At 69.7% G+C, this 11574-nt stretch carries 9 protein-coding genes; 3 read left to right on the forward strand and 6 right to left on the reverse strand.

Translation table 11 applies throughout. The annotated features are described in order from the left end of the window. Positions 1-201 precede the first annotated feature (201 nt). Positions 202-1500, reverse strand: a complete 1299-nt coding sequence (locus VE546_RS17385; RefSeq protein ID WP_324923294.1) for an RICIN domain-containing protein — start codon at positions 1498-1500, stop codon at positions 202-204. Positions 1501-1600: 100 nt separating this feature from the next. Next, positions 1601-3031: an endo-1,4-beta-xylanase gene (locus VE546_RS17390; protein ID WP_324923273.1), complete on the reverse strand. Its 1431-nt coding sequence runs from the start codon at positions 3029-3031 to the stop codon at positions 1601-1603. 1249 nt (positions 3032-4280) lie between these two features. Here VE546_RS17390 and VE546_RS17395 point away from each other — a divergent pair. Then, entirely contained in the window at positions 4281-5708 is a 1428-nt protein-coding gene (locus VE546_RS17395; protein WP_324923274.1) for a non-reducing end alpha-L-arabinofuranosidase family hydrolase, read from the forward strand. Positions 5709-6257: 549 nt separating this feature from the next. Here the strand turns inward: VE546_RS17395 and VE546_RS17400 are convergent. Continuing rightward, positions 6258-6431: a hypothetical protein gene (locus tag VE546_RS17400; RefSeq protein ID WP_324923276.1), complete on the reverse strand. Its 174-nt coding sequence runs from the start codon at positions 6429-6431 to the stop codon at positions 6258-6260. A gap of 1160 nt (positions 6432-7591) precedes the next feature. Between VE546_RS17400 and VE546_RS17405 the strand changes: the two genes are divergently transcribed. Then, positions 7592-9058 carry an ATP-binding protein gene (locus VE546_RS17405; RefSeq protein WP_324923278.1) on the forward strand — a complete coding sequence of 489 codons (1467 nt, stop codon included), beginning with the start codon at positions 7592-7594 and terminating at the stop codon, positions 9056-9058. 259 nt (positions 9059-9317) lie between these two features. On the opposite strand, the gene VE546_RS17410 is transcribed toward VE546_RS17405, so the two are convergent. The 3 genes from VE546_RS17410 to VE546_RS17420 form a co-directional block, all read right to left on the reverse strand. Beyond that, positions 9318-9743 carry a hypothetical protein gene (locus tag VE546_RS17410; RefSeq protein WP_324923280.1) on the reverse strand — a complete coding sequence of 142 codons (426 nt, stop codon included), beginning with the start codon at positions 9741-9743 and terminating at the stop codon, positions 9318-9320. A 97-nt stretch (positions 9744-9840) separates the two neighbouring features. Further along, positions 9841-10551: a hypothetical protein gene (locus tag VE546_RS17415; protein ID WP_324923282.1), complete on the reverse strand. Its 711-nt coding sequence runs from the start codon at positions 10549-10551 to the stop codon at positions 9841-9843. Between the two features lie 173 nt (positions 10552-10724). Next, positions 10725-10976 (reverse strand): hypothetical protein, encoded by a 252-nt coding sequence (locus tag VE546_RS17420; RefSeq protein ID WP_324923296.1) that lies wholly within the window; start codon positions 10974-10976, stop codon positions 10725-10727. Between the two features lie 289 nt (positions 10977-11265). On the opposite strand from VE546_RS17420, the gene VE546_RS17425 reads away from it, so the two are divergent. Then, on the forward strand, positions 11266-11574 hold a 309-nt coding region (locus tag VE546_RS17425; RefSeq protein WP_324923284.1), incomplete at its 3' end, for a helix-turn-helix transcriptional regulator.

The raw sequence follows: 11574 nt of genomic DNA on the forward strand, positions 1-11574 counted from the left end.
GATAAGGCGGCCGCCGAGATCACCGCCACCGTCGCCCTCGTTCGGCGAATCCGCGGCCGTGGCGGCCTGCGAGGCCGTGAACCGGGCGGGCGAGACCTCCCTCCGCGAGGGCGTGTTCGTCGAACGCCGCTTCTCCCAGGAGTGGAGCCAGGATCGTCCTGGCTCCACTCCACGGTGCGGGCCTGTTACTGGACGGGCCTGTTACCGGAACTGTGCGAAGAACCTCCAGATCTCTGCTTTGGTCCAGGTGGCGACGCCGCTTTCGGCGGGGGAGCCGTCGACCGGACCGGGTATGTGGCCTCCGTCGAACGCGGCCCATTGGACCGGGTGTCCGGCACGGCAGCCCGAGTAGGTGGTGGTGATGTGCGTCCGGCTGCCCGGCGCGGGCTCGCGCGGGCTCTGGGGGGTGCAGCCGTTGTTGCTGACGAATCTGTCGCGCAGGGACCGTCCTTGCGCGATGTTGAGGACGGAGTCGCTGATGCCGTGGATTCCGAAGTAGGCGATGGGCTGGGTGCCGCCGCTGCACCCGCTGATCTGGGCGCCGGAGATGACCGCGACGGCCCTGAAGACGTCGGCCCGGCTGCACGCGAGTGCGTAGCTCATGCCGCCGCCCCAGCTGAAGCCCGTCGCGAAACGCTGTGCCGGGTTGACGCAGAGGCCGCCCTCGATTCGCCGGATCATGTCGTCGACGAAGGTGATGTCCTCACCACCGGAATTGGCCCAGCCGTTGCCGAGGCCCTGGGGGGCGACGAGGATCGCGGTGTCGTTCGACTGCTCCTGTTGGCCGTAGTAGGACCAGGCGTTCCCGCTCGTTCCGCCCGAGGCGACGTCGGCGGCGGTTCCGCCCCGCCAGTGGAACGCGAAGATCAGCCGGTAGGGGTGGCTGTTGTCGTAGTCGGCGGGAACCCTGAGGATGAAGCTGCGGCTCTTGCCGCCGCTCTGAATCGTGTGCGTACCGCTCGTCAGAGTCGGGGCGCTGCCGCATCCGCCGCCACCGGACGACAGCTTGATCATCTGCCATTGCTGGTTGGCGCCACCCCAGTCGGTGTACTGGACGACGTCGCCGCCGTCGGCGGTGGAGGCGTCCTGCACCTCCACCGCCTTGCCGCTGGTGCGGTTGATCAGCCGGACGTGGCCCGCGTCGGAGTCGGCCAGGCGGAACTGCTGGTTGGCCCCGTTGTGGTCGGCCCACTGCTGGATCGCGGCACCGTCTGCGGTCGAGGCGCCGGCCACGTCGAGAACCTTGCCCGAATGCCGGGCCTTGAGGCGGTAGAAGCCGTCGCCGGAGTCCACGAACTGCCACTGCTGGTTGGCGCCGTCGTTGCGCGTCCACTGGCTGACCAGTGCGCCGTCGGCGGTGGACGCGCCGGAGACGTCCAGCGCCTTGCCGCTGTTGCGATTGACCAGGACGTACCAGGCATCGGTGTCCACCGTCGCCGCCTCGGCGGGCGCCGGCTTCACCGCGGCGAGCATGCCGATCGCGAGGGTCGCCGCCACCACGGCGGCGACCCGGAACCACCAGCGATGTCTTCCTGGAGGGGTGGGAGAAGCCGCACCGTGGGCCGTCATCGATTCGCCCTTTCGTTTGTGGCAGGTCCCATCAGGTGCGGGTCCAGCGTTGGTTGCTGCCGTTCGAGCAGGAGTAGAGCTGGATCAGGGTGCCGTTGGCGGTGCCGCCTGCGACGGCGTCGAGGCAGAACCCGGACTGGACGCCGACGATGGATCCGTCGGAGTTGAGGCGCCATTTCTGGTTGTCGCCGCCCCAGCAGCTGTAGATCTGGACTCTGGCGCCGTTGCCGGTGCCTGCGGCGTCCAGGCATTTGTTGCCGTAGACCCTGAGTTCGCCGGCGTCGGTGTACGTCCACTGCTGGTTGGTGCCGTTGTGGCAGTCCCACAGGTGGAGCTGGGTACCGTCGGTGGTGCCGGCGTTGGGCACGTCCAGGCAACGACCCGAGCCGACGCCCTTGATCGGTCCGGAATCCGAAGGGGGCGTGGTGGAGCCGCCGTTGAGTGCGTTGAGGACGGCGGTGTAGGCGGGCTTCTTGCTGCCGTCGCCGTTGAACAGCAGCGGCGTGTCCCCCGATCGCCAGGAGTCGGTGTCGCGCACACCCCAGACGGTGATGCCGAGGCAGCGCGGGACGGCCAGGCAGTCGTTGGTCACGCTGGCGTAGGTCGAGGCCGGGGCGCCCTGGATGTCGAGTTCGGTGATGGCCACGTCGACGCCGAGGGCGGCGAAGCTCTGCAGGGTGGTGCGGAAGTTGCTGTTGTAGGGGCTGCCGCTGTTGAAGTGGGCCTGGAAGCCGACGCAGTCGATCGGCACGCCGCGCTGCTTGAAGTCGCGGACCATGGCGTACACGGCCTGGGTCTTGGCCCAGGTCCAGTTCTCGATGTTGTAGTCGTTGTAGCAGAGCTTGGCCGCCGGGTCGGCGGCGCGCGCGGTGCGGAAGGCGACCTCGATCCAGTCGTTGCCGGTGCGCTGCAGGTTGGAGTCGCGCCGGGCTCCCGAACTGCCGTCGGCGAAGGCCTCGTTCACGACGTCCCACTGGACGATCTTGCCCTTGTAGTGGGCCATCACGCCGTTGATGTGGTCGATCATCGCCTGGCGCAGTGCGCTGCCGCTGAGGCTCTGCATCCAGCCGGGCTGCTGGGAGTGCCAGGCCAGGGTGTGGCCCCGCACCTGCTTGCCGTTCTGGACCGCCCAGTTGTAGACGCGGTCGGCGGAAGTGAAGTTGAACTGGCCTCGCTGCGGTTCGGTGGCGTCGATCTTCATCTCGTTCTCGGCCGTCACCGAGTTGAACTCACGGGCCGCGATCGTCGTGTACGCCGAGTCGCCCAGCCTGCCCGAGGCGATGGCGGTGCCGAAGTAGCGGCCGCTCTGCGCCGCCGCGGCGCCGAGCGTGCTCTCGGCGGCGTGTGCTCTCGGCGGCGCGGTCAGTGCGGCGGCCGTGGCGAGGACGCCGACGAGCAGCGCCAACAGCAGGCCGCGGATCTTCCGGCGGACAACGGGTCCGGGAAGGGCGTACGAGCCCATGACTGTGCCTCCAAGGTGGACATCACGGAAGGACTGAAGCGCAGGGGATTGCGTCGTCCGTTCCCACTCGGCAGACGGACGGGGCGGACCGGAGCCCGGGCAGCACGGAATCACCGGACACCACGGTCATGGGACCGGGACGATCTCAACCGGCACGGGGCCGCACCCGGCCGGCCGTCGGGTGACGCACGGCGGGTGGCGGCGGTGTTTCGACACGGGCATGGGGGTACTCCATCGCGGCTCAGCCGGGGGACTGCCACGCGGCGTCGCATATCTCTCCAACTGCGCGGAGAGCCAGGATGCGCTGGCGCGAACCTCACCGGAACGAAACGGGGTGACGCAGGTGCTGTGGTGCGCGGATCTGCCGTGTGGCACGGGTTGCCCAGAGTCGGCCTGTTCGAAATGTCGAACTATGGTCGGTTCTTCAGACAGGGATGATTGAGGGGCTGGCGGTGGGCCGTCAATACTCGCCGCAGAAAAAGTTTCGTTCATTCCCCGAAACTTTCGGAATCCCGGTGAGCCGGACGGCGAACCCCCGGCGCCGTCGTCGGCGGATGCGGTACCCGTCCCCGGTCCGCCCGAGTGGGTGTTCTGCCGACGTCTTTCCCGGCCACGGTGCCTTCTCGGCGTACGGAGGGCACCGGCTCCGAACGGCCGTCAGGGCAGGGAGGCGTGTGCGCGAGCGGGGGTGAGCCCAGGCGTCGGCACCGTCCGCGCATCGCTCCGCTCCGGCGCCAGGTGTCGTACGGCCCGGCCATCTGACGGTGTGACCTGCGCTGTTTCACGCATGGGGGCTACAAGACGTTGCGGCGCCGGCAGCGATGCGCGCGAGAGGTGTTGACGCCATTCGCCGGTTCCCTATCATTCAGGTTGCTCGACACTTCGACCATTGTTCGATATCACGAACATGCCGAGTCGCTCCATCGCACAGCAGGGCAACTCCGGGTCGCGCCCCCCGAAGCCAGAGGCAAGGAGCCGTACTGCATGTGCATGCCATGACATCGCCGATCCTTCTCCTGCCGCCCTCTTCGACCACGTCAACCGGGCGCTCGGCCGTTCGGTCCGCGTCAGGCGGTTCGCCGGCCGCGACAGTCCTGACGACGCCCGGGAGAAGGTCGCGAAGGACCGGGACGTCACAAGCGGTCTGCCGTGGTGCTCACAGACCGCTGCACACCGCACCACACCGACAGTCCGGACAGCCTCTGACGAGGTCGGCCGGAACCGCCTACTCAAGGTTGAGGAAGTCCCCATGCACAGAGGAAGTTTCAGCCGCAGGCATCCGTCTGCGGTGCTCGCCGCCGTGGTTGCGGTCCTGGCCGCGTTGGCGGCGATGCTCGTCGCCGCCCCGGCTCAGGCGGCTTCCAGCGGCGCCTTGCGCGGTGTTGGTTCCGGCCGGTGTCTCGATGTGCCGGGCGCCAGCCAGACCAACGGCACGAATCTGCAGATTTACGACTGCTGGGGCGGGACCAACCAGCAGTGGACGCTGACGGACAGCAACCAGCTCACCGTGTACGGCGACAAGTGCCTGGATGTTCCGGACCACGCCACCACGGCCGGTACCCGGGTGCAGATCTGGACCTGTTCCGGCGGTGCGAACCAGCAGTGGCGGGTCAACTCCGACGGCACGGTCGTCGGCGTGGAGTCCGGGCTGTGCCTGGAGGCTGCGGGCGCCGGTACGGCCAACGGCACAGCGGTGCAGATCTGGACGTGCAACGGCGGCAGCAACCAGAAGTGGACCGGCCTGTCCGGGACGCCGACCCCGCCGGACGGCACGTGTTCCCTTCCGTCGACGTACCGGTGGACGTCAACGGGTGTACTGGCGCAGCCGGCGAACGGGTGGGCCTCGCTGAAGGACTTCACCACCGTGACGCACAACGGCAAGCACCTGGTCTACGCGTCCAACTTCTCGGGATCGTCGTACGGCTCGATGATGTTCAGCCCCTTCACGAACTGGTCGGACATGGCGTCGGCCGGCCAGATCGGCATGAACCAGGCCGCGGTGGCGCCCACGCTGTTCTACTTCGCGCCCAAGAACATATGGGTGCTGGCGTACCAGTGGGGTGCGTGGCCCTTCATCTACCGCACGTCGAGCGACCCCACCAACCCCAACGGCTGGTCCGCTCCGCAGCCGCTGTTCACCGGGAGCATCTCCGGCTCCGACACCGGCCCGATCGACCAGACCCTGATCGCCGACGGCCAGAACATGTACCTGTTCTTCGCCGGTGACAACGGCAAGATCTACCGAGCGAGCATGCCGATCGGGAACTTCCCGGGCAACTTCGGCTCGTCGTACACGACGATCATGAGCGACACGAAGGCCAACCTCTTCGAGGGCGTACAGGTCTACAAGGTCAAGGGCCAGAACCAGTACCTCATGATCGTCGAGGCGATGGGCGCGAACGGGCGCTACTTCCGCTCCTTCACGGCCTCCAGCCTGAGCGGCTCGTGGACCCCGCAGGCCGCCACCGAGAGCAACCCCTTCGCGGGCAAGGCCAACAGCGGTGCCACCTGGACCAACGACATCAGCCACGGTGACCTGGTCCGCAACAACCCCGACCAGACCATGACCATCGACCCCTGCAACCTGCAGTTCCTCTACCAGGGCAAGTCCCCCACCGCGGGCGGCGACTACAACCGACTGCCGTGGCGGCCGGGTGTCCTCACCCTGCAGCGCTGACCTCCCCGGTTCACGGTGACCGTGATGTGGTGCGGTCCGCAGGCGTGGGGGCGAGCGGTTCACGGCGTGGACGACTCCACCCGCTGACCGACACTCACCGCCTGAGGAACCCCGGCCGCGCGGCGGCCGGGGTTCCTCTCACCTCCGGTGTCGTTGTCGCGGCCCGTGGACTCCGCCGGCGTCTCGGAGGAGATCGCCGGCGAGGCCACGAAGCACCGCCGCGAGGACGTGTGGCTCGGCACCGACCGCATCGACTTCTGCCAGGTCCACCGCGCCGGCCCGACACCGACGTCGCCGAGACCGTCTGCGCCCTCTCCGATCTCGTGCACCACGGCAGGGTGCTACATCGGCTCGTCGTCATACTCCGGTTTTCCCGTCTTCGAGGCCCAGTGGGTCACGCGGCAGTACACCTGGAGCGGTTCGCGACCGAGCAGCCGCCGTACTCGATCCTGGTCCGCGGCATCGAGGAGGACGTGCTGCCCACCGTGCGCTGCCACGGCACGGGCACCCCACCTGCAGCCCGCTCCCCGGCGGCCGGCCCTCCGGTCGCTACCGCGAGAACGTCACTGAGGGGCCCGCCTCCGCGGCGCGTCCCCAGGCCGCTTCGATCTGAGCGGCCCCGCCGACCAGCGCAAACTCGACGCTGTCGAACAGCTCGCCGTCCTGGCGGAGAAAGTCGGTCTCACCCTGATCGAGCAGGCCGTCGCCTGCGTCATCAACCACCCGGCGTCACTTCGGCGATCATCGGACCGCGCACCATGAAGCAACTGGAAGCTGCGGGTCGACCAGCGGCGGCGACGACGCGAGCCGGATCGGCGGGTCACGGCCGGTCGATTCGCATCCCGGGTTCACGGCGACGGTGCGCCGACGGGGCCGACAAGGCGCAGGTGCGAGGCTCGCGTGGCCGTCCTGGGCGCCCGCCGACCGCACCGCATCGTGGAGGCCCTGGCAGCGGCCGACTCACCCTGACCGAGGCTGACCTCGGCAGGATCGACGAGGCCGTCCCGGCCGGCGACGCGCCGGCCTACGCCGTTGCCCACGCCTACCGGCATTTCCTGGACGACCTGCGCGAGGGTACGTCACGTGTACCCGATTTCGAACACGGCGCCGCCCGGCACCGCAGCATCGCATCCGTCATTACGGCAGCGTGACCGGACGTGTCGGCCTCGGGCGGATGAGCCGAGCCGGTGATGAACAGTTCCCGCAGGTCGAGGCGCCCGGTTACCCGCACGCGACGGCTGCCGGGCAGTTGGTTCGCTGACGCTCGTTTGACGCTCCGGCTCCCGGACGGCTGACAAGAGGAGCTGAAACACGCCTCTCACCAGGCGTTTTGCTTGCTGTGGCGCCAGCCGACTTCTTTTCGGTGACCCACCACGTGGAGTGCGTGGCGATCCTCGAGCCCGCCGAGAAGAGTTCCTGACCTGCGGCTCCGGGACGAAGCGGCCTTCGCGTCGGCAGCGGCACGAGGGCACCGTTCAAGATTCCGGCACTCGCGCGGCGCCCAGCCGGAAGGCCCGTCGCGGCCCCACGGCTCTGGCTGCGGAGCATCCCCGGGCGATCAGGCAGTCGTCGTCATCGCGACGGGGCCGGGCGTCGGCGGAGCGCGGATCCGCGGCCCTCGACGACTCGGCCCGCGTCAGCGCCCGGGCTTCGACCAGGGCCGGCAGTGACCCTCGGTGCCCCGCAGCACGCCCTCGGGGCGGCCCCGGTCAGGACACCGTGCGGCGTGGCGATGGCCGCCGGGTGGACTGAGCAGCCCGCTCGGCGACACTTCCCGGACCCGCTCCCTTCACGACCCCCACCAGTGGGAGCGGCCTTTACTCCGGTAATTATTGGAGCAGCTATGATAAGCGAAGCTATCATAACTGAGGGGGTTATCGCTGGTGATCAAGCCGGAACGGCTGTTCGCGCGGGACGCGGAGTGGCGGGAGCTGGCCGAGTTCGCGGCGTCGGAGCATCAGGGCGCGTCGCTGGGGCTGGTGTACGGGCGGCGGCGGCAGGGGAAGACGCTGATGCTCGAGCTGCTGGTACGCCAGGCGGGAGGCTTTCTGTTTGCGGCGACCCAGCAGAGTGAGGCACAGAACCTGGCGGACCTGGGCGCAGCGTACGCGACGTTCCGGGGGCTGCGGCGGCCGGTGCTGTTCGCCGACTGGCGGGAGGCGCTGGACGAGCTGCTGCGGATCGGCGAGGACGCCTCGGTGCCGGTGGTGATCGACGAATTCCCCTATCTGGTGTCGGCGACCCCCGCGCTGCCTTCCTACTTGCAGCAGGCGCTCAGTCCGCTGAGCCACGCCAAGGAGTACACGCGGACCAGATTGATCTTGTGTGGCAGCGCGCTGACCACGATGGCGCAGTTGTTGGGGGGAGGGGCCCCGCTACGAGGACGGGCGAGCATGGAGCTGGTGGTGCGGCCCTTCCGGTTCCGTGAGGCGGCCGCGTTCTGGGGCGTGGCGGACGATCCCGAGCTGGCGTTCCGGCTGCACGCGCTGGTGGGCGGGACCCCGGCGTACAAGGAGATGTGCGGCGGCGCAGGACCAGAGGACCTGGCGGACTTCGACCGGTGGGTGGCCCGCCGACTGCTCAACCCGGCCTCCGCCATGTTCCGTGAGGGCGGGCTGCTGCTGCGCGAAGAGCCCTCGATTTCGGACCCGACCTCCTATGCGGCGGCCTTGGCGGCGGTCAGCGCCGGGCATCACCGCAGGTCGGAGATCGCCGGCGCGTTGGGGCGGCCGAGCAGCGCACTGGCACACCTGCTCTCCGGGCTCCAGGACATCGGCCTGCTGGAACAGGTCGAGGACGCCCTCCGGGACAAGCGCAGCGTCTTCCGGGTCGCCGAGCCGGTGGTGCGACTGCACCAGCTGCTGATCCAGCGGCACGAGCCGGAGCTGGTGGTGGGCCGGGCCGAGCAGGTGTGGGCGGACAACGCCGACACCGTCGCCGGGAAGATCTACGGCCCGCACTTCGAGGAACTCGCCCGCCAGTGGTGCTTCGAACACGCTGCGCCGGAGACCCTCGGTGGCCGGGCGACCTGGGTGCGCCCGACCGAGATCGCCTGCCGGGAGCACCGGCGCGGACACGAGCTGGATCTCGTGGTGGCGGAGTCCCCCGCGTTCGGACCCGAGCGGATCACCGCGATCGGTGAAGCCAAGGGCACCCTCGCGCCCGTCGGTCTGCCGCAGCTTGAGCGGCTGGAGCACCTGCGCGGACTGCTGCCCAGCGCCCGGGTGGGAGCCTTGCCCAAACTCCTGCTCTTCGCGCGCTCCGGCTTCACCGACGACCTCCGGCGCGAGGCCGACCGGCGCAGTGACATCGAACTCGTCGACCTGCACCGCATGTACTACGGGCAGTGATGCGCAGGAGGCTGCAGCACTCGCAAAGAGGCCCTCGAAACAGCGCTTGACCTGCGGTTTTCTATGTCCTGGTCGCACGAGGCGCCATCTCGATGACCGCACACGCGAGGGAGTGCGTGGCAGTTCTGAAGCCCGTTCAAGGAGCGCTCGACCTACGAACTCCTGTCGGGTGGAGGATGGCCAGGCGGTGCACCGGTATTGCCGGACGCCCGGCGCGCCGCCGCTCCGGGAGCGCACTCCCGGAGCGGCGGGGTGCCGCTCAGCGGTGGATGGTGTTGATGGTGATGTCGCCGGTCCCCGCCACGTTGGCCTGGGAGTTGTCACCGGTGTGCACCGTGAGCGTCATCGAGCCGGGGGCCGAGGGGTCGCTCCGGGGCAGGAGGGGGGCCAGCTCCTGGTCCAGCACGCGCCTGAGTTCCTGTGCCAGCGCGGGGTCGGCTTTCACCAGCCGTTCGAGCCGCCGCCGCCAGTCCACCGCGAGCTCCTCCTCGGCCTCGGCGTCACGGTTCCTCCGGGCCGTCAGCACCTCCTCGCGCACCTCGGCCAGCTCGCCCTCGATGGCCGGGACGCGTTCGGGATGGACCCGCCGCCACAACCCGACCGCCGCGGAACGCGCCTGCTGCCAGGCGTCGGTGGCCATCGCGGCCACCAGGGCGGCCCCTGCCGCCGCTACCAGTTGATCCACGCTTTCCTCCCCATACGTCGCTGCTGCCGGGTGTCGGCGGGGTGCGCGCCTCGGCGCGGGCCGGCCCGGCCGGTCCCGTACGTCCCCCTGTCCGGGGTCAGCCGCCCTGGGAAGCGGAGAGCTCCCAGACGACGACGTCGAACTTCAAGGCGATGACGAAGTCCTGCCGGAACTCCGTCACCCTGAGCCGGGCGATGCGCCCTTCGTTGGTCCGCACGCACAGCACGGCGTCCTGCCTCACGGGCGCCATGTACGAACCGTCGCTCTGCGTCGCCTCGTCGCAGTCGGCGTGGCCGGGTTCCCTCTCCGGGTCCTGCCACAGTGCGATGGTCCCGCCGCTGCTGTTGATGGCCTGCCACCCGCTCAACTGCCCGAGGGCGATGTCACTGGCGAGGAACGAGCCCTTGCCCGGGCGGGGGCTGTCCAGCTCCGCGCCGTCCGTATCGACCGTCAGAGTGCCCCGCCACCGCTCGGCGGGCTCGTCGGGGGTGTGCTGCGGAGGGCTGCTTCGGGGCCCCGGGCCGGGACTGGTTTCCGCTTCGGATCCCCCCGCGGCTCCGTCGCCCGATGCCGGATCATCGACTGCCCCGTCCCCGGGGGAGGCGGAGGAACCGCGGCCGGAATCCCCGCCCACCTCGCGGGCGACGACATACCCGGCCACCGCAACGGTGACGGCGGCGATCATCACGGCGAGGACGATCCATCCCGTGCCGCGGATGTTGTTGACCATGTTGTGGTTGATGTCGCGCCCGGCCACATTGGCCTGGCCCCGGTCACCCGTCGTGCCGTACAGATGTCCGCCGGGCATGGGTGGGTGAGGTGAACCCCACTGAGCCCTGGACTCGTCACCAGACAACGCCGCAATACCCCCCCGGGTCTCACGCCTTGCGCGCTCGCAGCGTACGGGATGGGAAAGCCCGGTAATAGGGCTTTGCCCGAACTCGCCTTCCGTGCCGGATGCGGGCGGGTCCGGGGGCGGAGTCACCGGCCGGGTGGTTCGGCGCCCAGTCCCGCCCGGCTGCGCGCGTTCGTCTCGGCCACGCGGGCGCGGAGCAGCTCCTCGGGGGTGAGCGGCCGGACGTGCTCGGGGTCGGCGTCCCACTCCCGGCCACCGGAGAGGGGACGGAGCTGGAGGTACGGCCCCTCGTGCCCCATGACGACGCCGACGCGGTCGCGGGCGGTGTCCCGGACGGCTGTGCCGGGCGGGGGAGGGGCGGGTTTCGGGTCGGGCATCGGCCGGTCGTCCTTCCGGCTGGAGAGCAAGTCGGCGGTGGAGTGGGCGAATTCATGATTTGGCGGATCTATCCGTCTCTGCCGGGCTACAGTGCGTAGCCGGTGCACTACAAGAATTCCGCCCGGCCGGGCCGGGACGTGCCGTCGGCGCGGTCCCGCTCCCGCCGGGTGGCGCACGTGCCACACCTTCCACGGGGTGGGAGCGGGCGTGCGGACAGTGCGATGGGCGAGTACGGGTACGAGGGGCCTCCGTGACGGTCGGCGACCGGGGCCCTGGAGGGGAGTCACCTTGCCGCAGCGACGCCTCGTCACGAGTCGCAGCCAGGAGCCGCGCCAGCGGTTCGCCGAGGAATTACGGCAGTTGCGGGCCGCGAAGGGGAAGAGCCTGCGGCAGCTCGGTGAACGGCTGGGGTGGGACTGGTCGCTGTTCTCCAAGATGGAGAAGGGGGAGACACTGGGCGGCCCCGAGGTCGTGCAGGCGCTCGACCAGTACTACGGGACGCCGGGGATGCTGGTCGCGCTGTGGGAGCTGGCGCGGGCAGATCGTACGCAGTTCCGCGAGCAGTACCGGCGTTACATGGCGCTGGAGGCGGAGGCG

Origin of the sequence: Streptomyces sp. (assembly GCF_035644915.1) — a bacterium.
Classification (GTDB): domain Bacteria; phylum Actinomycetota; class Actinomycetes; order Streptomycetales; family Streptomycetaceae; genus Streptomyces.

Coding starts and splice junctions, on each gene's coding strand:
- VE546_RS17420 (WP_324923296.1), bottom strand. CDS start 10,976: ATGCCCGACCCGAAACCCGCCCCTCCCCCGCCCGGCACAGCCGTCCGG.
- VE546_RS17415 (WP_324923282.1), bottom strand. CDS start 10,551: ATGCCCGGCGGACATCTGTACGGCACGACGGGTGACCGGGGCCAGGCC.
- VE546_RS17395 (WP_324923274.1), top strand. CDS start 4,281: ATGCACAGAGGAAGTTTCAGCCGCAGGCATCCGTCTGCGGTGCTCGCC.
- VE546_RS17390 (WP_324923273.1), bottom strand. CDS start 3,031: ATGGGCTCGTACGCCCTTCCCGGACCCGTTGTCCGCCGGAAGATCCGC.